22 protein-coding genes are annotated in these 22981 nt (G+C 72.5%); 16 read left to right on the top strand and 6 right to left on the bottom strand.

Annotated features, from left to right (window positions below):
• Window positions 1–18: 18 nt before the first annotated feature.
• Window positions 19–852: a MurR/RpiR family transcriptional regulator gene (locus tag ACQEUU_RS10945; protein WP_433063778.1), complete on the top strand. Its 834-nt coding sequence runs from the start codon at window positions 19–21 to the stop codon at window positions 850–852.
• Here the strand turns inward: ACQEUU_RS10945 and ACQEUU_RS10950 are convergent.
• From ACQEUU_RS10950 to ACQEUU_RS10960, 3 genes are read right to left on the bottom strand one after another with little or no spacing between them, the layout of a single operon-like run.
• The gene (locus ACQEUU_RS10950) at window positions 832–1581 is read right to left on the bottom strand and encodes an ABC transporter permease (protein WP_433063780.1); all 750 of its coding nucleotides are present in this window, start codon (window positions 1579–1581) and stop codon (window positions 832–834) included. The two genes, ACQEUU_RS10945 and ACQEUU_RS10950, sit on opposite strands and share 21 nt — an antisense overlap.
• The gene (locus ACQEUU_RS10955; protein ID WP_433071810.1) at window positions 1578–2390 is read right to left on the bottom strand and encodes an ABC transporter ATP-binding protein; all 813 of its coding nucleotides are present in this window, start codon (window positions 2388–2390) and stop codon (window positions 1578–1580) included. Before ACQEUU_RS10955 ends, ACQEUU_RS10950 begins: the two co-directional genes overlap by 4 nt.
• A gap of 10 nt (window positions 2391–2400) precedes the next feature.
• Entirely contained in the window at window positions 2401–2931 is a 531-nt protein-coding gene (locus tag ACQEUU_RS10960; protein ID WP_433063782.1) for a helix-turn-helix transcriptional regulator, read from the bottom strand.
• A gap of 56 nt (window positions 2932–2987) precedes the next feature.
• Between ACQEUU_RS10960 and ACQEUU_RS10965 the strand changes: the two genes are divergently transcribed.
• From ACQEUU_RS10965 to ACQEUU_RS11030, 14 genes are all read left to right on the top strand, one after another.
• Entirely contained in the window at window positions 2988–3674 is a 687-nt protein-coding gene (locus ACQEUU_RS10965; protein WP_433063785.1) for an SDR family oxidoreductase, read from the top strand.
• A gap of 50 nt (window positions 3675–3724) precedes the next feature.
• Entirely contained in the window at window positions 3725–5086 is a 1362-nt protein-coding gene (locus tag ACQEUU_RS10970; protein ID WP_433063787.1) for an allantoate amidohydrolase, read from the top strand.
• On the top strand, window positions 5077–6399 hold the full coding sequence (locus ACQEUU_RS10975) for a formimidoylglutamate deiminase (protein WP_433063789.1): 1323 nt from the start codon (window positions 5077–5079) through the stop codon (window positions 6397–6399). Before ACQEUU_RS10970 ends, ACQEUU_RS10975 begins: the two co-directional genes overlap by 10 nt.
• Before the next feature lie 43 nt (window positions 6400–6442).
• Window positions 6443–7591 carry an imidazolonepropionase gene (gene hutI, locus ACQEUU_RS10980; RefSeq protein WP_433063792.1) on the top strand — a complete coding sequence of 383 codons (1149 nt, stop codon included), beginning with the start codon at window positions 6443–6445 and terminating at the stop codon, window positions 7589–7591.
• Window positions 7592–7695: 104 nt separating this feature from the next.
• A complete protein-coding gene (locus ACQEUU_RS10985) occupies window positions 7696–8637 on the top strand; it encodes a sigma-70 family RNA polymerase sigma factor (protein WP_433063795.1) in 942 nt (313 codons plus the stop codon).
• 150 nt (window positions 8638–8787) lie between these two features.
• Window positions 8788–9555, top strand: coding sequence for an MOSC domain-containing protein (locus ACQEUU_RS10990; protein WP_433063797.1), 768 nt, complete (start codon window positions 8788–8790; stop codon window positions 9553–9555).
• A 198-nt stretch (window positions 9556–9753) separates the two neighbouring features.
• The gene (locus ACQEUU_RS10995; RefSeq protein WP_433063800.1) at window positions 9754–11067 is read left to right on the top strand and encodes an ammonium transporter; all 1314 of its coding nucleotides are present in this window, start codon (window positions 9754–9756) and stop codon (window positions 11065–11067) included.
• Window positions 11064–11402, top strand: a complete 339-nt coding sequence (locus tag ACQEUU_RS11000; RefSeq protein ID WP_433063803.1) for a P-II family nitrogen regulator — start codon at window positions 11064–11066, stop codon at window positions 11400–11402. Before ACQEUU_RS10995 ends, ACQEUU_RS11000 begins: the two co-directional genes overlap by 4 nt.
• A 30-nt stretch (window positions 11403–11432) precedes the next feature.
• A complete protein-coding gene (locus ACQEUU_RS11005; protein ID WP_433063806.1) occupies window positions 11433–13658 on the top strand; it encodes a [protein-PII] uridylyltransferase in 2226 nt (741 codons plus the stop codon).
• A 136-nt stretch (window positions 13659–13794) separates the two neighbouring features.
• Window positions 13795–16851 (top strand): nitrate- and nitrite sensing domain-containing protein, encoded by a 3057-nt coding sequence (locus ACQEUU_RS11010; RefSeq protein ID WP_433063809.1) that lies wholly within the window; start codon window positions 13795–13797, stop codon window positions 16849–16851.
• 22 nt (window positions 16852–16873) lie between these two features.
• Window positions 16874–17296, top strand: a complete 423-nt coding sequence (locus ACQEUU_RS11015) for a roadblock/LC7 domain-containing protein (protein ID WP_433063812.1) — start codon at window positions 16874–16876, stop codon at window positions 17294–17296.
• Between the two features lie 27 nt (window positions 17297–17323).
• Window positions 17324–17686 (top strand): DUF742 domain-containing protein, encoded by a 363-nt coding sequence (locus ACQEUU_RS11020; protein ID WP_270156109.1) that lies wholly within the window; start codon window positions 17324–17326, stop codon window positions 17684–17686.
• Between the two features lie 7 nt (window positions 17687–17693).
• Window positions 17694–18242, top strand: coding sequence for a GTP-binding protein (locus ACQEUU_RS11025; RefSeq protein WP_270156116.1), 549 nt, complete (start codon window positions 17694–17696; stop codon window positions 18240–18242).
• Window positions 18243–18320: 78 nt separating this feature from the next.
• Window positions 18321–19073 carry a hypothetical protein gene (locus ACQEUU_RS11030; RefSeq protein ID WP_433063815.1) on the top strand — a complete coding sequence of 251 codons (753 nt, stop codon included), beginning with the start codon at window positions 18321–18323 and terminating at the stop codon, window positions 19071–19073.
• Between the two features lie 78 nt (window positions 19074–19151).
• Here the strand turns inward: ACQEUU_RS11030 and ACQEUU_RS11035 are convergent, their stop codons facing one another.
• Window positions 19152–19928, bottom strand: a complete 777-nt coding sequence (locus ACQEUU_RS11035; protein ID WP_433063818.1) for a TetR/AcrR family transcriptional regulator C-terminal domain-containing protein — start codon at window positions 19926–19928, stop codon at window positions 19152–19154.
• 261 nt (window positions 19929–20189) lie between these two features.
• On the opposite strand from ACQEUU_RS11035, the gene ACQEUU_RS11040 reads away from it, so the two are divergent.
• Complete coding sequence (locus ACQEUU_RS11040) at window positions 20190–20363, top strand: hypothetical protein (RefSeq protein ID WP_433063821.1); 174 nt, start codon at window positions 20190–20192, stop codon at window positions 20361–20363.
• Here ACQEUU_RS11040 and betA read toward each other — a convergent pair.
• Together betA and ACQEUU_RS11050 are read right to left on the bottom strand one after the other, a co-directional pair.
• On the bottom strand, window positions 20335–21987 hold the full coding sequence (betA, locus tag ACQEUU_RS11045; protein ID WP_433063823.1) for a choline dehydrogenase: 1653 nt from the start codon (window positions 21985–21987) through the stop codon (window positions 20335–20337). The two genes, ACQEUU_RS11040 and betA, sit on opposite strands and share 29 nt — an antisense overlap.
• Window positions 21984–22919, bottom strand: coding sequence for an ABC transporter substrate-binding protein (locus tag ACQEUU_RS11050; RefSeq protein WP_433063825.1), 936 nt, complete (start codon window positions 22917–22919; stop codon window positions 21984–21986). The genes betA and ACQEUU_RS11050 overlap by 4 nt, the downstream gene beginning before the upstream one ends.
• Window positions 22920–22981: the final 62 nt, after the last annotated feature.

A 22981-nucleotide genomic window follows, 5' to 3' on the forward strand; every position in this document is an offset into this window, starting at 1 on the left:
CACGGTGTTGGAGGAGGTGTGACGGGCGCTTACCACGGCGGGCTGGACCGGCTGCTCGACGGCCGCAGGCTCTCACCGGTGCAGAGGAGGATCGCTCACTATCTGTCGGAGCACCTGGAGGAGGCCATCTTCCTGTCGAGCGTGGAGCTGGCCGAACGGGCGGGCGTGAGCCAGCCGTCCGTGACCAGGTTCGCGATGGTGCTCGGGTTCGCGGGCTACCCGGAGCTGCGGCAGGCGCTGCGCCCGCTGGTGCTCGGCGGCCCGCCGGAGGGGCAGCAGGAGAGCCTGATCAAAGGAGCCATCGACCGGGAGATCAGGAACCTGACCGCGGTGCGCGACCGGCTGCCGTCCCTGCCGCTGAAGGAGCTGGGCGCGTGCCTGGCCGCCGCCGAGCCGCTCCCCGTGCTGGGCCTGCGGGTGTCGGCGGGGCTGGCCACGACGTTCGCCTACTACACCCGCCGCATCCACCCCGACGTGCGGCTGCTCGCCCACGGCGGGTCGGAGCTGATCGACGGGCTGCACGCCGCCCGGCGCGCGGGCGCGGAGTGGCTGGTGGCCGTGGTGCTGCCGCGCTATCCCGCCGAGGTGATGCAGGCGCTGGAGTACGCGGACAAGATCGGCTACCGGGTGGCCGCGATCTGCGACCGGCCGGACTTCCCCGCGGAGGCGGTGCTCGACGCCCCGGTGGGCGACCGGCTGGTGTTCGACTCCCACGCGGCGCCGCTGGCCCTGGCCATGGCCCTGGTGGAGGCCATGGCCGACGCGGCGCCGCTGCGCACCCAGGCGCGGCTGGAGGAGTACGAGCGGATGACGGACGAGACCGGGACGTTCCTAACCGGTGATCTTCCTTAGCGAACGCACGGACCAGGTGACGGTCAGCGCGGCCAGGCCCAGCATGATCCCGAACGCGAGCGGGATCGACAGGTCGGTCAGGTCGCCGGCGAACAGCGCCCGCCCGGCCTCGACCGGGTGGTAGAACGGCGTGAACCAGGCCACCCGCTCCAGCCACCCGGGCCCCAGCGCCATCGGCAGCAGCGCCCCCGACAGCAGCATGAGCGGCAGCGCGAAGAACTGCATGAGCTGCCCCATCGCGTTCTCGTCGCCCAGGCTGAGCGCCAGCCCGTAGGCCACGCCCGAGGCGAACAGCCCGGTGACGGCCAGCAGCAGCAGCGTGAGCACCAGGCCGGGGAAGCCGATCCGCAGCCCCATGAGCAGGGCGACGAGGATGACCATGAGCGACTGGAGCATCAGCACCGCCGCGTCCCGCAGCATGCGGCCGAGCACGATGGAGGGCCGCCAGGTGGGGCTGACCGCGATCCGTTCCAGCACGCCGCTGCGCATCTCGTAGATGGTCCCGTACGCCACGCCCATCGTGCCGAACAGAGCGGTGATGACGAGCATGCCGGGCGCGAACGAGGTGAGCGCCAGGCCGAGGTCGCCGCCGAAGGCCATGCCGGCGTAGAGCGGGGCGAACAGCAGCAGGTACATGACCGGCTGGACGATGCCGAACAGCGGCCAGATCGGGTTGCGGAAGGTGCCGCGCAGCTCGTGGCCCAGGAAGAGGCCGGTGTCCCTGATCACGCGTCGGCTCCCGTGTCCCGTAGCGATCGGCCGGTCCTGGCCAGGAAGACGTCGTCGAGCGTCGTCCTGTCGTGCGGGGCCCGCTCCGGGCCGTCGAGGCGGAGCGTCGCCACGTCGCCGGAGACCTCGCGCTTGAGCTCGGCCGGGGTGCCTTCGGCGACGACCACGCCGTGGTCGACGATCGCCAGCCGGTCGCAGAGCGCGTCGGCCTCCTCCAGGTAGTGGGTGCTGAGCAGGACGCTGGTGCCCTGCTCGCGCAGCTCCCTGACGCGGTCCCAGAGGTTGGCGCGGTTCTGCGGGTCGAGTCCGGTGGTGGGCTCGTCGAGTAACAGCAGCGGGGGCGAGTGGACCAGCCCGAGCGCGATGGCCACCCGCCGCCTCTGCCCGCCGGACAGGGTGCGGCCCGGCCGGTCGGCGATCTCGGCCAGGTCGAACCTCTTCAGCACCCGGTCGGCCGCCCCGGACGGGTCCGCGACCCCGTACAGCCTGGCCGCGAACGTCACCTGGGCGCGTGCAGAGGACTGCTCCTCGACCCCGCCGGCCTGGCTGACGTAGCCGAGGGCGCGGCGGATCTCGCCGGGCTCCCCGAGCAGGTCGTGCCCGGCGATGGTGGCGGTGCCGGCGTCGGGCCTGATGAGGGTGGCGAGCATCCGGATCGTGGTCGTCTTGCCCGCGCCGTTGGGGCCGAGCACCCCGTAGATCTGCCCGGCCTCCACCTCCAGGTCGACGCCGCGTACGGCGTCGACCGTCCGCGTGCCCTTAGGGCCGCGCGCGGTGAAGGTCTTCGTCAATCCCTTCACATGGATGATCATGTTTCTCCTAGGGGAGCTCGTCGTCCTCGACCTTGCTCAGCGCCTGGCGGCACCAGTCGAGCTGCGCCCGCAGCATGGCGGTGTTGAGCCTGAGGGTCTCGTCGATGTGGCGGGGGGCGCCGAAGCGCTGCTTGGAGCCGTAGGACCGGTCGAGGCCGGCGACCGTCGCCTCCAGCAGCTCGCCCCGGTCGCGCAGCGCCGCCAGCAGGGTGTCCTTGTCGAGGCGGTCCATGAACGTGATCGCCACCTGGAACGGGTCGACGATCGGCATCAGCGCGTGCCAGAGCGTCAGGAGCAGGCGGTGGAACTCGAACCGGCCCTCGTCGGTCAGGGCGTAGACCGTGGCGCCGCCCTTGCCCTTCTCGACCACCTCCAGCAGCCCTTCGTCGGCCATCTTGCCGAGCCCGTGGTAGATCGAGCCGAACTTGACGCTGGTCCAGCTGTCGGCTCCCCAGGTCTCGAGGTGGCGGCGTACCTGGTAGCCGTTGCGCGGGCCGTCGAGGAGGGTGCCGAGGATGAGGATGCGCGTGGTGGTCACTGCTCAAGTTTGTGTTCAAATTTGAGTATCTTGTCAACCGTGAAAGGCTTCCTTCCATGAGTGAACGACCCAAGGCCCTGATCACGGGGGCCACGCGCGGGGTGGGCGCGGCCGTCGCGCGCGCTCTCGCCCCGACCCACGACGTGCTGCTCCTCGGGCGTGACCGGCGGGCGCTGAGCGACCTGGCGGCCGAGCTGCCGGGCGCGCTGCCCTGGCCGGTCGACCTGACCACGGTCACCGAGGAGTCCCTGCCGCACGTCGACCGGCTCGACGTGCTCGTGCACAGCGCGGGCGTGACCACCCTTGGCCGGATCGGCGAGCTGCCCGCCTCGGTGTGGCGCGAGACCATGGAGCTCAACCTCTTCGCGGTGGCCGAGCTCACCCGGCTGCTGCTGCCGGCGCTCCGGCGGGCCGGAGGGCACGTCGTCTGCGTGAACTCCGGCTCGGGCCGGCGCGCCAACCCGGGCTGGGCGTCGTACGCGGCCAGCAAGTTCGCGCTGCGGGCCTTCGCCGACGCCCTGCGCCAGGAGGAGCCGGAGCTGCGGGTGACCACGGTCTACCCGGGCCGGATCGACACCGACATGCAGCGGAGCGTGCGCGAGCAGGAAGGCGGCGACTACGAGCCGGAGCGCTACCTCACCGCCGACACCGTGGCCCGCGCCATGCTGGCGGCGATCACCGCCGGCCCCGACGCCCACCTCACCGAGCTGACCATCCGGCCGAGCGCCGGCCCGGTCACCTGAGAGATCGCCCGGCGCGGGCGCTGAATGGATCTATTCACTAGAGTGTGACCATGCTCGACGCACTCGCGCACGTGGGGCGCGACCCCGTCACCGGCGGTTACGTACGGGACGCCTGGTCGGACGCCGACCTCGAACTGCGCGCCTGGTTCGCCGGCGAGTCCGCGCGCCGGGGGCTCGACCTGACCGAGGACCGCAACGGCAACCTGTGGGCCTGGTGGGGCGACCCGGCGGGGGAGCCGGGCGTGGCCACCGGGAGCCATCTCGACTCCGTCCGCCAGGGCGGGGCGTACGACGGGCCGCTGGGGGTCGTCTCCGCCTTCTCCGCCCTCGACCTGCTGCGCGAGCGGGGGTTCCGGCCGCGCAGGGCGCTCGCGGTGGTCTGCTTCACCGACGAGGAGGGCGCCAGGTTCGGCGTGCCGTGCGTGGGGTCGCGGCTGCTCACCGGGGCGATGACGCCGGAGCGGGCCCTCGGCCTGACCGACGACCGCGGCGACACCCTGGCCGACGTGCTCACCCGCGCCGGCCGCGACCCGCGCGCGCTCGGGCCCGACCCGGAGACGCTGGCCCGCGTGGGGGCGTTCGTCGAACTCCACGTGGAGCAGGGCAGGGCGCTGGCCGCGCTGGATCGGCCCGTCGGCGTCGGACGGTCGATCTGGCCGCACGGGCGGTGGCGGTTCGACCTGCGCGGCCGGGCCGACCACGCCGGCACCACCCGGCTGGCGGACCGCGACGACCCGATGCTGCTGCTGGCCCGCCTGGTGCAGGCCGCCCGCGAGGCCGCCGTCCGCCACGAGGCGCTGGCCACCGTCGGCAAGGTGCTGGTCACGCCCAACAACGCCAACGCCGTGCCCGGCCACGTCGCCGCCTGGCTCGACGCCCGCGGCCCGGATGAGGAGAGCGTGCGCGCGCTCGTACGGGAGGTCGTCGCGCTCCTGTCGGAGCCGGACGCGCGAGCCCTTTCGGGTTCTGACCTCCTCGCGGGGGCCCCGGGGGAGCCGGCGCGGCGGGTGGAGGTGCGGGAGGAGTCGTGGACGCCGCTCGTCGAGTTCGACCGCGACCTGCGGGAACGGATCGCCAGGGCGGTGGAGGGAACAGCGGGACAGGAATCCGGGCAGGCCACGGGGCGGACGGCGGGACAGGTGCCCGGGGAGACGGCCGGGCAGACGTCCGGGCAGACGGCCGGGCAGACGTCGGGGCGAGTCGCGGCGTCGGGGGCGGGGCGGGTGCCGGTGCTGGCGACCGGGGCCGGGCACGACGCGGGGATACTCGCCGCCGCGGGGGTGCGCGCCGCGATGCTGTTCGTACGGAACCCCACCGGCGTGTCCCACTCGCCCGAGGAGCATGCCGAGGAGGCGGACTGCCGGGCGGGCGTCATCGCCCTCGCCGACGTGCTGGAGGAGCTGTGCCGGTGACCTACTGGTGTGAGCGGGCGTGGTTGCCGGACGGGGTCGTGGACGGCGTGCTCGTGGAGGTCGACGGGCCGAGGATCGTGAGCGTGACCCGGGGCGAGCCCGGCGGGGCTCGCCGCCTGCCGGGGCTGACCATCCCCGGCCTGGCCAACGCGCACTCCCACGCCTTCCACCGAGCCCTGCGCGCCGCCACCCAGACGGGCAGGGGCGACTTCTGGACGTGGCGTGACCGCATGTACGAGGTCGCCGGCCGGCTGGACCCCGACGCCTACCTGAGACTGGCGCGGGCGGTCTACGCCGAGATGGCGCTGGCCGGGGTCACCTGCGTGGGCGAGTTCCACTACCTGCACCACGCCCCGGGCGGGAAACCGTACGAGGACCGCAACGTGATGGGGCACGCGCTGATCAGGGCCGCGCGGGATGCCGGCCTGCGCGTCACGCTGATCGACGCCTGCTACGTGGCCGGAGGCCCCGGCGCCGCGCCGGCCGGCGCGCAGCTGCGGTTCGGCGACGGCGACGCCGACGGGTGGGCGGCGCGGGCGGAAGGGCTGGCCGCCGCGTACGAGGGGCAGCCGGACGTGGAGATCGGCGCCGCGATCCACTCGGTGCGCGCCGTTCCGCCCGAGCAGATGCCGGTGGTCGTGGAGTTCTCCCGCACGCACGCCGCGCCGCTGCACGCGCACGTCTCCGAGCAGCGGGCCGAGAACGCCGCGTGCGTGGCGGCGTACGGAGCCTCGCCCGTCGAACTGCTGCACCGGCACGGCGCGCTCGGCCCGCGCTCGACGGCCGTGCACGCCACCCACCTGTCGGAGACGGACGTCGAGCTGCTCGGCGGCTCGCGCGCCTGCCTGTGCATGTGCCCGACGACCGAGCGGGAGCTGGCCGACGGGATCGGGCCGGCGCGGGCGGTGTTCGACCGGGGCTCGCCCCTGACGCTCGGCTCCGACAGCCACGCGGTGATCGACCTGTTCGAGGAGGCCCGAGCCGTCGAGCTGAACGCGCGGCTGGCCACCGAGCGGCGCGGCCACTGGTCCGCCGCCGAACTGCTCACCGCCGCCACCTCCGCCGGCCACGCCTCGCTCGGCTTCCCGGACGCGGGGCTGCTGGTGCCGGGCGCGTGGGCCGACCTGGTGACGGTGCGGACGGACACGGTACGGACGGCGGGCGCGGCCGGGCTGGAGGCGGTGGCGTTCGCGGCGACGGCGGCCGACGTGCGCGCGGTCGTCTCGGGCGGCCGGCAGATCGTCGAGGAGGGCCGGCACGTGCTCGGCGACGTCGGCGCCCTGCTGGCCGAGGCGATGGAGGAGTTGCGGTGACCAGCGGGGACGGACTGTTCGCGGGGACGACGGGAGGACTGCGGTGACCACGACGCTGATCGACGGGATCGGGCTGCTCTACACCGGCGACCCGGAGCGCGAGGAGATCGAGGGCGCGGCCCTGGTGGTCGAGGACGGCCGGGTCGCCTGGGCGGGGGAGAGCGGGCGGGCGCCCGCGGCCGACGAGCGGGTGGACGTCGCGGGCCGGGCCGTCATCCCGGGGTTCGTCGACAGCCACGCCCACCTGGTCTTCGCCGGCGACCGGACGGCCGAGTTCGGCGCCCGCATGTCCGGCGAGCGCTACACCGGCGGCGGTATCCGCACCACCGTCGCCGCCACCCGCGCCGCGAGCGACGCCGAACTGGCCGTCCGCGCCGCCGCGCTGGTGGCGGAGATGAACGCGCAGGGCACCACCACGGTGGAGATCAAGAGCGGCTACGGGCTGACCGTCGAGGACGAGCGCCGCTCGCTGGAGATCGCCACGACGCTCACCGACGAGACCACGTTCCTCGGCGCGCACGTGGTGCCCGCCGGGGCCGATCCCGACGCGTACGTGCGGCTGGTCACCGGCGAGATGCTGCGGGCGTGCGCCCCGTACGCGAAGTGGGTGGACGTGTTCTGCGAGCGCGGCGCGTTCGACGGCGACCAGACCAGGGAGATCCTCACCGCCGGGATCGAGGCGGGGCTGCGCCCCAGGGTGCACGCCAACCAGCTGGGCGAGGGCCCAGGGGTGCGGATCGCGTGCGAGATGGGCGCCGCGTCGGCCGACCACTGCACCCATCTGACCGGCGCCGACGTGGACGCGCTGGCCTCGTCGGGCACGGTGGCGACGCTGCTGCCCGGGGCCGAGTTCTCCACCCGCTCCCCCTACCCCGACGCCAGGAGGCTGATCGACGCCGGGGTGACGGTCGCGCTGGCCACCGACTGCAACCCCGGCTCGTCCTACACCTCGTCCATGCCGTTCTGCGTCGCGCTCGCCGTGCGGGAGATGCGGATGACGCCGCTGGAGGCGATCAGGGCGGCCACCAGGGGCGGGGCGCGCGCGCTGGGCCGGACGGACGTAGGGTGGCTGGGTCACGGCAGCCGGGCGGATCTCGTCGTCCTCGACGCCCCCTCCTATGTACACCTGGCCTACCGGCCCGGCGTCCCCCTTGTTCACCAGGTGTTCCGCGGCGGTCTCCTCCTTGAGTAGGACCCGCAGAACCCTCCCCTGGTCGTAGGCCTTTGGGGAATCTTTGCTTCCGGCCGGACGTTGGGCGGGTATAGAACGCAGCCTGCGGAACGAGGTGCCAGGGGATGGCAAGACCTACGGGGAGTCGCGCGCAGGAGCAGCACGTCGCGGACCGGGATCTGCTGGGGACCTACCTGGCCGAGATCGGGAGGGTTCCGCTGCTCACCGCGGAGGAGGAGGTGGAGCTCGCCAAGCGGATCGAGGCGGGTCTGTTCGCCGAGCAGCTGCTCGACCGCGGGGGGTCGGAGCCGCGGATCGGGGACGCGGCGGACGAGGAGCTGGAGCGCCTGGCGATCTCCGGCCGGCGGGCGAAGGACGAGTTCATCCAGGCCAACCTGCGCCTGGTGGTGGCGGTGGCCCGTAAGTACTCGGGGCGCGGGATGCCGCTCATCGACCTGGTCCAGGAGGGCAACCTGGGGCTGGTGCGGGCGGTGGAGAAGTTCGACTACAAGCGCGGATACAAGTTCTCCACCTACGCCACGTGGTGGATCCGGCAGTCGGTCGGCCGGGCCATCCACGAGCAGGCCAGGCCGGTGCGGCTGCCGACGCACGCCGGGGAGCAGATGACCCGGCTGATGCGGGTGCGCCGCGACATGCTGGCGGAGTTCGACGCCGAGCCCACCGACGACGACCTCGCCAAGATCCTCGACCTGCCCGTCGAGCGCGTACGGGAGCTGCGCCGCTGGGCGTCCGACCCGGTGTCGCTCCAGCTGGGCGTGGGAGACGAGGACGAGACCGAGCTGGGCGACATGATCGCCGACGAGACCTGGGCCGATCCTGAGCAGCAGGCGATCGACATCCTGGAGCGCGAGCGGCTCGACCAGTGGCTGACCGGGCTGGAGGGCGACACGCGCGACATGCTGCGCTGGCGTTACGGCCTGGTCGACGGGCGGGAGCACACGCTCACCGAGGTGGGCGAGCGTTACGGCATCGGCCGCGACCGCGCCCGCCGGATCGAGCGCGACGCGCTCGCGCGGCTGCGCCGCATGGCCGACGCCGCCGCCTGACCTTGACGTCACCGAGGCCGGTCCCCGCCCGGGGACCGGCCTCGGCGTCTGTCCGGTGTCTGTCCGGCGTCTGTCCGGCGTCTGGACGGTCTCTGTCCGGCGTCTGGACGGCTCGTCGCCGGGGGAGGCGGGCGACGTAGGCTCGGCAGCATGATCGTGAAGAGGATGTACCGCTACCCGGTGAAGTCGATGCCGGGCGAGGAGGTCGCCGGCGTGCGGGTGACCGAGCGGGGCCTGGAAGGCGACCGGGTCAGGGCGGTGCTCGACGTCGAGACCGGGAAGATCGCCAGCGCCAAGAACCCGAGGCTCTGGCGCGACCTGCTCACCCTCGGCGGCGGGGTCCCCGGGGACGAGGAGCTGTCGAAGCTGCTGGGCCGGGAGGTCCGGGTGGTGGACGTGCCGCCGCCGGACGCGGAGCTGGAACGGTCGGTGCCCGAGGAGGTGCTGGGCGGCGGCGTCGACGCCGAGGTGGGGTTCACGACCACCAGGCTGGGCGGGGCCGCCCCGGCGGGCACGTTCTTCGACTTCGCTCCCGTACATCTGATCACGACGTCGTCGCTGGCCGCTATCGGGGAGCTGAGCCCGCGCGGGACGGTGGAGGCCGTCCGCTACCGCCCCAACCTGGTGGTCGCGACGGACGAGCCGGGGTTCGTGGAGAACGGCTGGGTGGGCGCCGAGCTGGAGATCGGCGACGGGCTGGTCCTGGAGGTCATCGCGCCGACCCCGCGCTGCGCGGTGCCGACGCTGGCGCACGGCGAGTCGCCGCGCGACCCCGACGCGCTGCGCACGGTGGCTCGGCACAACCGCCTCGACGTGCTGGGCGCCGGGCCGCAGCCGTGCGCGGGCGTGTACGCGCGAGTGCTGCGCCCCGGCGCCATCGCGGCCGGCGACGCCGTACGGCTGCGCCGCGCGGGGTGAGACGCGACACGCCCGGGACGGCCGTGGTACGCGGCAGAAAGGGCCGAAAAGCAGCTAATTGAGGGTCGTGAGACGACCGAAACTCTCTCGAAACACCAGTGTGGCGAGATTCACGAATGTGAAACACACCGGGTCGAGCGCCGAAACCGGGGCCGAACACGCTGTGGCAATCACGTCACACTAAAGGAGGGTCGCGTCGTGCAGATCGATACTGGCACCACGGCCTGGATGCTCACGGCTACCGCGCTGGTGCTGTTGATGACCCCTGGTCTCGCGCTGTTCTACGGCGGGATGACCAGGGCCAAAAGCGTCCTGAACATGATGATGATGTCGTTCGCCGCGATCATCGTCGTCACCGTGCTCTGGCTGTTCTACGGTCACTCCCTGGCATTCACGGAGAACCCTGTCGCGGCGATCAACAACTTCGTCGGCGGGTTCGACGCGCTGGGACTCCAGAGTCTCGTCGAGACGGCCACGGCGGACGACGGCTCGGGCATGCCCAGCCTCGTCTTCTCAGCCTTCCAGTTGACGTTCGCCATCATCACCGTCGCGCTGATCAGCGGCGCGATCGCGGATCGGGCCAAGTTCGGCGCCTGGGTGCTGTTCGCGGGGGTCTGGGTGACGATCGTCTACTTCCCGGTGGCTCACTGGGTCTGGGGCGGCGGCTGGCTCAACTCGATGGGCATCGAGGACTTCGCCGGCGGCACCGTCGTGCACATCAACGCCGGCGCGGCGGCTCTGGCGCTGGCCCTGGTCATCGGCAAGCGGCAGGGCTGGCGCAAGGAGCCCATGCGGCCGCACAACCTCACGCTCGTGCTGCTCGGCGCGGCGATGCTGTGGTTCGGCTGGTTCGGCTTCAACGCCGGCTCCGAGCTCATCGTCGACGGCATCGCCGGTCTGGCCTTCATGAACACCCAGCTCGCCACCGCCGTCGCGGCCGGCGCCTGGCTCGTGGTGGAGAAGTTCCGCGACGGCCACGCCACCAGCCTCGGCGTCGCCTCCGGCGCGGTCAGCGGCCTGGTCGCCATCACTCCCGCCTGTGGTTTCGTCGACCCCTGGGCCGCCGCGCTGATCGGTCTGATCGCCGGCGCGGTCTGCGCCTTCGCGGTCGGCCTGAAGTACAAGCTCAACTATGACGACTCCCTCGACGTGGTCGGCGTGCACCTGGTCGGCGGCGTGATCGGCGCGGTCGCGCTGGGCTTCGTGGCCGCCTACCCGGCCACCGACGCGCAGAGCACGGGCCTGTTCTACGGAGGCGGCTTCGGCCAGCTCGGCCTGCAGGTGCTCGGCCCGGTCGCGGTCGGCCTCTACTCCTTCGTGGTCACCTGGATCATCGGCACGATCATCAACAAGACGATGGGCTTCCGGATCCCGGCCGAGGACGAGGTCACCGGCATCGACGTCACCACCCACGCCGAGACCGGTTACGACCTCGGCACCGTGCACGCCTCGGGCGTGACCTCACCCAACGGTTCCGTCACCACCCCGGCTCCCAAGAAGGTGGAAGCATGAGGCTCATCACCGCCGTCATCAAGCCCTTCAAGCTCGATGACGTGAAGGCCGCCCTGGAGCAGTTCGGCATCAAGGGCATGACCGTCAGCGAGGCGAGCGGCTACGGCCGGCAGCGCGGCCACACCGAGGTCTACCGCGGCGCCGAGTACCAGGTGGACCTGGTGCCCAAGGTCCGCGTCGAGGTCCTGACCGACGAGGACGACGCCGAGGACGTCATCGACGTCATCGTCAAGGCGGCCCAGACCGGCAAGATCGGCGACGGCAAGGTGTGGTCCGTCCCGGTCGACTCCGTGGTCCGGGTGCGGACGGGAGAGCGCGGGCCGGAGGCCCTCTGACCATGACGCCGTGTGGAGCGGGGGGAACACGTGAGGGATGAGGCACGCTCGTACGCCGCGGCCCGCAAGGAACGCACCGCGGACACCGACCGCTGGCTCAAGGATCTCTTCCGTACGGCGAGTGACGGCGAGCACGTCTCACTGGTCGCCGTGGGCAGTCTGGGCCGGGGCGAGCTCGCCCCGGGCAGCGACCTCGACCTCGTCCTGCTCCACAACGGCCGGCCGGACGTCGGCCGGATAGCCGATCGCATCTGGTATCCGATCTGGGACTCCGCCGTCGGCCTCGACCACTCGGTCCGCACCGTGGACGAGGCCGTGGCGGTGGCCCGGGACGATCTCAAGGCGGTGCTGGGCCTGATCCAGGCCCGGCACATCGCCGGGGACGCCGAGCTGACGAGGAGGGCCAGGGAGGCGGTGCTCGCCGAGTGGCGGGCCGACTCCCGGCGCCGGCTCGGCGAGCTGCGCGACGCGGCCGACCAGCGGGCCAGGACCAGCGGTGAGCTGGCCTTCCTCCTCGAACCCGACCTCAAGGACGGCCGCGGCGGACTCCGCGACGTCCAGGCGATGCAGGCCGTGGCCGCGGCCTGGGTCGCCTCCGCGCCCGGCCCCAGGGCACGGGAGGCCCACGAGTTCATCCTCGACGTCAGGCACGCCCTGCACGTCGTCACCGCCCGCGGCACCGACAAGCTCGTGCTGCAGGAGCAGGACGCGGTCGCCGGACTGCTCGGCCTGCTCGACGCCGAGGCGGTCATGCGCAGGCTCGCCGAGGCGGGCCGGACGATCTCCCACGCCTTCGACGCGACCTGGCGCACGGTTGACAGGCTCCTGTCAGGGCCCGCGCCGCGCGGGCGCCGTCCCCTGGCCGACGGGGTGGTCGAGCACGGCGGCGAGGTGGTGCTCGCCCGGGGCGTCGCGCCCGGCAAGGACCCGGTGCTGGTGCTGCGCGCCGCCGCCGCGGCGGCCGAGTCCGGCCTGCCGCTGGCCCCCGCGACCGTCTCCGTCCTCGCGGCCCAGTCGGCCCCGATGCCGGTGCCGTGGCCGGAGGAGGCGCGCGACGCGCTGGTGTCGATGCTCGGCGCGGGCCGCGCGGCCGTGCCCGTGTGGGAGGAGCTCGACCAGGCGGGGATCATTGTCAGACTCCTTCCTGACTGGGAGCGGGTGCGGCACCGCCCGCAGCGCCATCCGATCCACCGGTTCACCGTCGACCGTCACCTGATCGAGGCGGCCGCGAACGCCGCCGGGCACACCCGCGAGGTCTCCCGGCCCGACCTGCTGCTGATCTCGGCGCTCCTGCACGACATCGGCAAGGGCTGGCCCGGCGACCACTCCTCGACCGGCGAGGTCGTGGTGCGCGACATCGGCGCCCGCATCGGGCTGCCCTCCCGGGACGTGGACGTCCTGGCCACGGTGGTCCGCCACCATCTGCTGCTCCCCGAGACCGCCACCCGGCGCGACCTGGACGACCCGGTCACGATCGAGAAGGTCGCCGGCACCGTGGGCTCGCGCGAGGTGCTGGAGCTGCTCGCGGCCCTGGCCGTGGCCGACGGCAACGCCACCGGCCCCGCCGCCTGGAACACCTGGAAGGCCGGGCTGGTCGCCGATCTGGTGCGCCGGGTGCGGTCGGTGCTGTCCGGCTCGCCGCCGCCCAAGGCCCCCACGCTCTCGCGCGAGCAGGCCGCGCTGGCCCGCCACGGCGGCGGCGCGGTGCGGGTCAACGGCGGCGCCGTGACGGTGGTCGCGCCCGACCGGGTCGGCCTGCTGTGGAGCGCCGCCGGCGTGCTGGCCGCGCACCGGCTCGTGGTGCGTTCGGCCTCGGCCGCGTCGGCCGGCGCCACGGCCGTGATCGAGTTCTCCGTCGTCCCCGAGTACGGCACGCCGCCGGACCCCGCCACCCTGGAAGCCGATCTCCGCCTGGTCCTTGCCGGCCGCCTTGACATCGAGCAAAGGCTGGCCCGCCGGGTGAGGGCGATGCGGCCGGTGCGGGTGCCGGTCGCGCCGCCCAAGGTAACGCTGGTCGACGACGCCTCCGCGACCGCCACCGTGGTCGAGGTCAGGGCCCATGACAAGCCCGGTCTCCTATGGCGCATCGGACGCGCCTTCGGCGACTGCGGTCTTGACGTCAGGGCCGCCCGCGTGGAGACTCTCGGCGCGGAGGCCGTGGACGTGTTCTATGTGGTCGACCGTGTTGGACGCCCCCTCAGCGACAGCACCCAACGCAATCAGGTTCGCGACGCCGTACTCGCCGCGTTGCGATAACCACCAGCGCACGCTCCCCGGTCACCTTTGTAACGATTGTGCCCGATTTGTGTGTTACGTCAGGTGCTGCGGATACTTTGTGGACGGCCTGATGACCGATGCCGGGCATCGGCTTGATTGAGGGGTAGCGGGAGCAGTGACAACGGGGAATGCCGAAGGCGCCGGCACCGCGCGACGGGCCCGCGCCAGACGGGCGCTACCGCGGCTGGCGCTGCGCAACTGGCGGGTGCGCTGGCGGCTCACCGCGCTCGTCCTCGTCCCCACCATGGCCGGCGTCGTGCTCGGGGGAGCCCGCGTGGTGGAGTCCGTCCAGAGCGTCTCCGCCTTCGACCGCACGGCCGTCGCGGCCGAGCAGGCGGGGCGGATCCGGGCGCTGGTGCAGGCACTCGGCCTGGAGCGTGACACCGGCGGCTGGTACGACGCCGCCCGGTCCCAGCGCAAGCGGCTGGAGCAGCCGTACGAGGAGCGCAAGGCGGAGGTCGACCGGCTCGTCAAGGCCGTGCGGACGGACCTCGCCGCGATGGACGGGTCCTACGGCGACCGCGTCACCGACGTCGTCGGCCGCACCCACGCCGACCTGGGCAACCTGTCCAAGATCCGGGCCGAGGGCCGGCGCGACACGACCCGCTACGACACGCTGCTCGACACCCTGCTGCGCCTGCACGACGAGCTGAGCCTGCTCAGCGAGGACTCCGAGATCGTCGGCCAGTTCCGTGCGCTGAGCGCGCTGACCAGGGCCAAGGAGCAGGTCTCCCGCCAGCGCGCCCAGCTCCTGCGCGGCTACTACAACGCCGACAGCGTGGACGCCAAGGAGGTCGAGCGGTTCATCGCGGCCAACGCCGCGCAGCGCAGCCAGATCCAGGCCGTGACGCAGGAGGCCGGCGCCCGCGCGGGCATGGAGCTGCAGCGCGCGCTGACCATCCCCGAGTACTACAACAGCGAGCTGACCAAGGCCCGCGCCGTCACGCTGGCCAGCGGCCGCGCGCCCGGCGTGCGGATCAGGGGCGACCTGCTCGCCTCGACCAACGCCGACACGCCCCCGCCGGACCAGTGGTTCGACGACAACAGCAAGGTCATCGCCGCGCTCGGGTCGGTGGAGAGCTCGCTGGCCGAGCGGGTGGCGCTGCGCTCCCAGGAACTGCGCGACTCCGAGATCCGCAACGCGATCATCGTCGGCACGCTGATCGTCGGACTGCTGCTGATCGTGCTGCTCCTCACCGTCGCCATCGCCCGCTCGATGGTCACCCCGCTGCGCCGCCTGCGCACGGAGGCGCTGGAGATCGCCGGCTTCCGCCTGCCGGACGTGGTGCGCCAGCTGCGCGTCTCCGGCGAGACCACCGCGCCCGAGATCCGCCCGATCGACATCGCCGGCAACGACGAGATCGGCGAGGTGGCCCGCGCCTTCGACCAGGTGCACCGCCAGGCGGTGCGGCTGGCGGGCGAGGAGGCCGAGCTGCGCGGCAACATCAGCGCGATGTTCGTCAACCTCTCACGCCGCACCCAGACGCTGGTCGAACGGCAGATCTCGCTGATCGACGGCCTGGAGAAGGGCGAGCAGGACGGAGGCCGGCTGGCCGACCTGTTCAAGCTCGACCACCTGGCCACCCGCATGCGCCGCAACTCCGAGAACCTCCTGGTCCTCGCCGGTCACGAGCCCACCCGCCGCCGCAGCCAGCCGGCCAAGCTGGTCGACGTGGTGCGCGCCGCGCTGTCGGAGGTCGAGGGGTACGAGCGCGTCCAGGTCAAGGTGCACCGCGCCACCTCGGTGCTCGGCAGCGTCGCCAACGACCTGGTCCACCTGGTGGCCGAGCTGGTGGAGAACGCGCTGCAGTTCTCGCCCGGCAACGCCCAGGTCACCGTCTCCAGCAGCCTCATCGAGGGCGGCGGGGCCCTGCTGTCGGTCACCGACAGCGGCATCAGCATGACCGATGAGGAGCTCGCCGACGCCAACCGGCGCCTGGCCGAGCCACCCGTGGTGGACGTGTCGGTGTCGCGGCGCATGGGCCTGTTCGTGGTCGGCCGGCTGGCGCTGCGCCACGGCATCCGGGTGCAGCTGCGCCGGGGTGACGGCACCGGGCTGATCGCCATGGTGCTGATCCCGCCGGCGCTCATCCAGGACGCCACCAGGCAGCCGCTGCCGCAGCGGCCCGCGTTCGGCGGGGGCAGCACGTCCGTCCCGCACCGGCCGCAGATGCCCGCGCAGAACGGCTTCCGCTCCTACGGCAGCCTCGACTCCCTCGACTCCGGCGCCGGCCGGCCTCTGACGGGGCCGTTCGGGGCCGACCCCGGCGTCTCGCGGCACCCGTCCCTCGACTCCGGGGCGTTCCCGTCGTACCCGAGCCCGGCGCAGGGGTTCACCCCGGGCTCGTACCCGTCGGGCCCGCCCGCCCGGCCGCCGGCACAGGACCGGCCGGGCTCCTACCCGTCGTACCCGAGCCCGTCGCACCCGAGCCCGTCGCACCCGAGCCCATCGCACCAGGACCCGTCGCACCAGAGCCCGTCGCACCCGAGCCCGTCGCACCAGAGCCCGTCAGGGCCGGATCCGTCAGGGCCGGGTCCGTCATCCGCTGATCCGTCGTCCACGAGCCCGCCGGAGTCGAACCGGTCGTACCCGAGCATCGAGCTGCCGCGCCGGCAGCCGCGCTCGGAGTTCCCGAAACCCGGCCTCCCGAGCTCCGACCCGCCGAACGGGCACGGTTCGCGCGCGACGCCGCCGGGCGGCCGCCACGGCGCCGGCGACCTGCGCGGGGCCGGCCCGATGCCCTCGGCGGAGGTCTCGCCGATGGAGGCGGAGCAGGAGGAGTACCTGCCGATCTTCGCCGCCGTGGAGTCGGCCTGGTTCCGCCGGCCGCCGGAGGAGCGGGCGCCGGAGAACGGCGCGGGCGAGGACGGTCCGGCGACGGCCGCGCCCTCGGGCGAGGAGACGTGGCGCACCGCCGCCGACGCCGGATGGCAGGCGGCGGCCGCCGCGAGCGACCCGAGCCTGGGCGGCGTCACCTCCGCCGGGCTCCCCAAGCGCACGCCGAAGGCGAACCTCGTGCCGGGTTCGGCGGGCAGGCCGGCGGCTCAGCAGCAGGCTCAGGCACCCCGGCCGGCTCTGTCGGCCGAGCGGATCCGCAACAGGATGGCCGGCTTCCAGCAGGGAGTGCGGCGGGGGCGGGCCGAAATCCGCGGACAGGAGGAACGAGAGTGAGCGAGCGTCCTGAGGAGGGCCAGTGACGACCCTGAGCCATGAGGCGCACCGGTTCGACTGGCTGATCACCGACTTCGTGCGGAACACGCCCGGGGTCGCGCACGCGGTCGTCGTCTCCGCTGACGGGCTCAGCCTGGCCGCCTCCGAAGGTTTCCCGCCGGACCGGGCCGACCAGCTCGCCGCGGTCTCCGCGGGGCTGCTGAGCCTCACCGTCGGCGCGTCCCGCGTGTTCGAGGGCGGCTCGGTGACGCAGACCGTGGTCGAGATGCAGCGCGGGCTGCTCATCGTCATGGCGATCAGCGACGGCTCGGTCCTGACCGTGCTGGCGGGGCCCGACTGCGACATGGGTCTGGTGGCGTACCAGATGACGCTGCTCGTCGACCGCGCGGGCCAGGCGCTCACGCCCGCCCTGCGCGCGGAGCTGCAAGCGGCCAGGACGCGGTGATGTGAGTGGAGATGAGGGGAGAGGGCCGTGTACGGGAGTGAGGGGCACGGGGACGAAGAGCCCCTGTTCCGCCCCTACGCGGTGACCGGTGGCCGGTCCGAGCCGCGCTATCACCTCGCCATGGAGACCTTGATCTCATCGATGTCCATTCCGGACGACGAGATGGCCATGCTCACTCCCGAACAGGAGGCGATCATGCAGCTGTGCCGCTCGTTCCGGTCGGTCGCCGAAATCTCGGCCCTGCTCCGGGTCCCGCTGGGCGTGGCCCGGGTGCTGGTCGCCGACATGTCCGACGAAGGGCTCGTCCGCCTGCACGCGCCACGCCTGGCGCAGGGACAGCCGGACCTCAACATGCTGGAAAGGGTGCTCAGTGGACTTCGCAGGCTCTAGCACCGGCCTGACCTCGACGAAGATCGTGGTCGCGGGCGGGTTCGGCGTCGGCAAGACGACGTTCGTGGGGGCGGTGTCCGAGATCCTGCCGCTGACCACCGAGGCGGTCATGACCGACGCCTCCGCGGGGATCGACGACCTCGGCCTGACGCCGCACAAGCAGACCACGACCGTGGCCATGGACTTCGGGCGGCTGTCGCTGGACCGCGACCTGATCCTCTACCTGTTCGGCACGCCCGGTCAGCACCGGTTCTGGTTCATGTGGGACGACCTGGTGCGCGGCGCGATCGGCGCGGTGGTGCTGCTCGACACGCGGAGGCTGGCCGACAGCTTCCCGGCCATCGACTACTTCGAGGAGGCCCAGCTGCCCTTCATCGTCGGGATCAACGGCTGGGACGGGCAGTTCCCGCACACCGACGAGGAGGTGCGCGAGGCTCTGGCGCTCTCCCCGCACGTGCCGATCGTCCGTACGGACGCGCGACGCCGGGAGTCGGTCAAGGCGACGCTGATCTCGTTGGTGGAGCATGTCGTGCGCCTGCGGGCCGCGCCGGTATAGCACGAAATTTCAGGAAATCAGCGGCTTGCGCACACTACGCTGCTAGATCTTCAGCATTGATCGCGACAAAGGGCGTACATGGTGTGGATCGCCTTGGCGGGCGGCCTGGCCGTCATCAGTGTGATCGTCTGGTCCTATCGGCGCCGGGCCTCCCAGGCTGGGGACGCGGCTCCGGAGCGGTACCCGGGGAGCTGGGCGGCCCGGCTGGACGAGGACGCGCGGGTGGCCTTCAGGGAAGGGCTGCGGGCGTACCAGGACAAGGTGGGCCCGCTGAGCGTCGGCGAGGAACGCGGCGTGCTGACCGTCCACGACCCGCCTCGCCTCGTCTCGCTGCGCCTGCTCGCGGACCGGTTCGCCGACCTCGGGCCTGAAGGGCTGCACGACCCGGAGGAGACCGTGCGCGAGCTGGTGGCCGGCTGCGTGGCCACCGAGCAGCCGGGGGTGCTGCACCTGCGTCCGGGGTGGTCGCCCGGCCCCGTCGACGGCATGGACCGGGCCGCGTTCGCGGCGACCGTGCGGGAGATCGTCTGCCCGGACGGCGCCGAGGGCGTCACGGGATGGTCCGCCGACGAGGACTCCGGCAGTCTCCAGGTCACCGTCGCGGCCAGGGGCGACGAGGAGGGCAACACGCTCCTGCTGGACCTGGCCCGCGTGCTCGACGGTTACGCGGAGCTGCGCGCCGAGCGGCCGGGCATGCCCGCCGGCGCCCTGCTGCGCGACGTGCTCTTCCGCATGCTGGCCGCGGACGACCCCGGCCTGACCTGGACCGGGCCGCCCGCCGAACGCCATCGTGCGGTCCTGCTCGCCGCCGACCGGCACCCGGCGAACTGAGCGGACCGCCACGTCGGGCACGGCCGACCGGCCTGCGGGCCGTCACCCGGCGCGCGGCGGGTGTCCGGCGCCCGCGGCCTACGGGCCGTCCGCCTGGGCGCGGCCGTCCACCAGCGCCTGGATGCCGTCGAGCACCCTGGCCAGGCCGAACGTGAAGGCGTGCTCGGCGCTGTAGGCGGCGCCGAGCGACTCGCCGGTCGCCTGTCCCACCCGCGCCGCCGTCGGGAAGTGCGCCGGGTCGGCGATGCGGCCGAAGAACGGCGCGTGGGCGGCCCACCACTGCTCGTCGGACATCCCGGTCTGGCTTTCGGCCTGCGCCGCCTCCACCGCGCCCCGGGCCGTGCCGTGCACGAAGCCGGTGATCAGGGTGATCACCGAGTCCATCTCCACGTCGGTCAGCCCGATGCCGTCGACCGCGCGCAGCTCGTAGTCGTACTTGGCGGTCAGGTTGGGGCCGAGCACCGGGCGGCTGGTGGCCACCTGCAGCAGCCAGGGATGGCGCAGGTAGAGCGCCCAATTCTCGCGGGCGATCAGCTCCAGCCTGGCCCGCCAGCCGCCGGGCACGTCCTCGGGCCTGGCCGTCTCGCCGTAGACGGTGTCGAGCATGACGTCGAGCAGCTCGGGCTTGCCCGGCACGTACGTGTAGAGCGACATCGTGCCCACGCCCAGCTTCTCCGCGACCCGGCGCATGGACAGCCCTTGGAGCCCGTCGGCGTCGGCCACCTCGATGGCGGCCCGCACGATCCGGTCGACGCTCAGGTCGGGCTTGCCCTTCCGGCTGACGCGCTCGCTGGTGCGCCAGAGCAGCGCGAGGCTGCGCGCCGGGTCTCCCTTGCCGCTGTACTCTACCGTCACCCTATGTACGGTACACCGTACGGTTGCGGATGTGAACCGTGCTCTGTACCGTACGCTGTACGACACGGGAGCGTGCGATGGCGATGATCGAGGCGCGCGGACTGCGCAAGGCCTACCGGGACAAGGCCGCCCTGGACGGTTTCGACCTGCAGGTGGCCGAGGGGACGGTGTGCGGCCTGCTCGGGCCGAACGGCGCCGGCAAGAACCGAGGGCACGCCGGACGAGCTGAAGTCGCGGCTCGGGGGCGACCGGCTCGACGTGGTGATCCGGGACGCGACCCGTCTGGCCGAGGCCGCCGGCGTCGTCGCCACGGCGGTGGGCGGCACGTCGTGGGCCGCCCAGCACCCGGTCCTCATGGCCGTGCTGTGGCCGCTCGCGCTGACGGCCGTCTTCGCCGTCCTGTCGGTCAGGACGTACCAGCGGCTGGACCGCTGACCTGGTGGCGGTAGAACTCGACCGGTTCCGGAGGCAGCGGGGTGTTGCCCAGGATGAGGTCGGCGGCCTTCTCCGCGAGCATCATCACCGGGGCGTAGATGTTGCCGTTCGTCACGTACGGCATGACCGAGGCGTCGACCACGCGCAGCCCACGCAGGCCGTGCACGCGCAGCGTCGCGGGGTCCACGACCGACATCCCGTCCACGCCCATCTTGCAGGTGCACGACGGGTGCAGCGCCGTCTCGGCGTCGCGGGCCACCCACTCCAGGATCTGCTCGTCGGTCTCCACGGACGGGCCGGGGGAGAGCTCGCCGCCGTCCAGGTCCGCCCAGGCGGGCTGGGACAGGATGTCCCTGGCGTGCCTGATCGCCTCCACCCACTCGCGGCGGTCCTGCTCCGTCGACAGGTAGTTGAAGCGCAGGGCCGGCTTGACGCGCGGGTCGGCGGAGGTGATGCGGACCGAGCCGCGGGCGTCGGAGTACATCGGGCCGATGTGCACCTGGTAGCCGTGGCCGCCGGCCGGCGCGGAGCCGTCGTAGCGCACCGCGATCGGCAGGAAGTGGAACATCAGGTTCGGGTACGCGACCTCGTCGTTGGAGCGGATGAAGCCGCCCGCCTCGAAGTGGTTGGTGGCCCCCGGCCCGCCGCGCAGGAACAGCCACCGGGCGCCGATGACCGGCCTGCGCCACTTGGCCAGCGACGGCTGCTGCGACACGGGCCGCTTGCACGCGTGCTGGACGTACACCTCCAGGTGGTCCTGCAGGTTCTCGCCCACGCCCGGAAGGTCGTGCACCATCTCGACGCCCAGCGGCTCCAGCAGCGAGGCGGGTCCGACGCCGGACAGCTGCAGCAGCTGCGGCGAGTTGATCGCGCCGCCGCAGACGACGACCTCGCCGGCGGTGATGCGTTCGCCGTCGCAGATCACGCCGACCGCGCGGTCGCCCTCGAAGACGATCCGCTCCACGAAGGCCCTGGTCCGCACCGTCAGGTTGCGGCGGCCGCGCACCGGGTGCAGGTAGGCGCGGGCCGCGCTGAGCCGGCGGCCGCGGTGCAGGTTGCGGTCGAAGGCGGCGAAGCCCTCCTGCCGGTAGCCGTTCACGTCGTCGGTGAGCGGGTGCCCGGCCTGCTGGACGGCCTCGAAGAACGCCTCGAACAGCGGCCCGCGCGCGGGGCCGCGCTCCAGCTTGAGCGGGCCGTCGCCGCCGCGGAAGTCGGTGTCCGGGTCGGCCAGGCAGTTCTCCATCTTCTTGAAGTACGGCAGGCAGTGGGCGTAGTCCCAGGTCTTCATCCCCGGGTCGGACGCCCAGCGCTCGTAGTCCAGCGGGTTGCCGCGCTGGAAGATCATGCCGTTGATGCTGCTGGAGCCGCCGAGCACCTTGCCGCGCGCGTGGTAGACGCGCCGGCCGTTCATGTGCGGCTCGGGCTCGGACTCGTACTTCCAGTCGTAGAACCTGCTGCCGATGGGGAACATCAGCGCGGCGGGCATGTGGATGAACACGTCCCACCGCCAGTCGGCGCGGCCCGCCTCCAGCACCAGCACCGACACGGACGGATCGGCGCTCAGCCGGTTGGCCAGGGCGCTGCCGGCGGAGCCGCCGCCCACGATGACGTAGTCGTAGCTCACCGGGGGATCCAGTCCTTCCACACGATCTCGTTCTCCTCCACCCAGCGTTTCGCGGCCTCGGCGGCGGTCAGGTCCTCGTTGATCATGTCACTGGCGACCTTGTTCTGGTCGTCGTTGGTCCACTGGAAGTTGCGCACCAGCTCGTACGCCTTGCCGCCGGTCTCGGCGAACCGCTTGCTGACGATCTTGTCGAGCAGGTACGGCGGGTAGTCGCACGCGACCCGGGCCGGACGCGCGTCGCAGCCGATGGCGTGGGCCGGCAGGTTGATCTTCACCAGCTTGACCTTGGTGAAAAGCCACTGCGGCTCGTAGAAGTACAGCAGCAGCGGCGTCTTGTTCTTGGTCGCCGACTGGGCGGCCTTGATCAATGCGTCCTCGCTGCCGGAGTAGACGACCTTGTAATCGAGCTTGAGATTCTTGACGAGCGCCTCGTCATTGGTGACGAACGAGGGATCGCCGTCGAGCACCTGACCGAGTTCGCCGGATTTCGCGGTCCTGAACAAGTTCGCGTACTTGTTCAGATTGCGCCAGTCGGTGATGTCCGGGTGTTCCTTGACCATCCACTCAGGGACATACCATCCGATCACGCCTTTGTTGCCTGTGAGGCCGGCGGAGAGTGCGACTTTCTTCTTCTCGATGTACTCCTCTTTGAGGTCGTTGTGACCCCAGTTCTCGACGATGACGTCGACCTCGCCGGTCTCGAAACCTTTCCAGGAATCCGCTTCGGCCATCTCGCGCGTCTGCACCTGATAACCGAGCCGGCTCTTGAGCAGGTGGGCCAGCACGGCGGCCTGGGCCTCGTAACCGACCCAGCCGTGGATGTCGATCTTGACCGTCTTGGTGGCGCCGGACGCCGTGGGGGACTCCTCGCCCGTGCAGGCGGTCAGCAGCAGGGCCAGCGCGAGCGGCCCGGCGAGAATCTTGGTTCGCATGAGGGTCTCCGCGACCGTGGCCCCGTCGGAAGGCGGGGCCACAGGTCTCGTGGGTGTCGGAG

Source organism: Nonomuraea sp. CA-218870, assembly GCF_050936535.1.
Classification (GTDB): Bacteria; Actinomycetota; Actinomycetes; order Streptosporangiales; family Streptosporangiaceae; genus Nonomuraea; species Nonomuraea corallina.

Coding starts and splice junctions, on each gene's coding strand:
- ACQEUU_RS10965 (WP_433063785.1), top strand. CDS start 2,988: ATGAGTGAACGACCCAAGGCCCTGATCACGGGGGCCACGCGCGGGGTG.
- ACQEUU_RS10970 (WP_433063787.1), top strand. CDS start 3,725: ATGCTCGACGCACTCGCGCACGTGGGGCGCGACCCCGTCACCGGCGGT.
- ACQEUU_RS10985 (WP_433063795.1), top strand. CDS start 7,696: ATGGCAAGACCTACGGGGAGTCGCGCGCAGGAGCAGCACGTCGCGGAC.
- ACQEUU_RS10990 (WP_433063797.1), top strand. CDS start 8,788: ATGATCGTGAAGAGGATGTACCGCTACCCGGTGAAGTCGATGCCGGGC.
- ACQEUU_RS11000 (WP_433063803.1), top strand. CDS start 11,064: ATGAGGCTCATCACCGCCGTCATCAAGCCCTTCAAGCTCGATGACGTG.
- ACQEUU_RS11030 (WP_433063815.1), top strand. CDS start 18,321: ATGGTGTGGATCGCCTTGGCGGGCGGCCTGGCCGTCATCAGTGTGATC.
- ACQEUU_RS11050 (WP_433063825.1), bottom strand. CDS start 22,919: ATGCGAACCAAGATTCTCGCCGGGCCGCTCGCGCTGGCCCTGCTGCTG.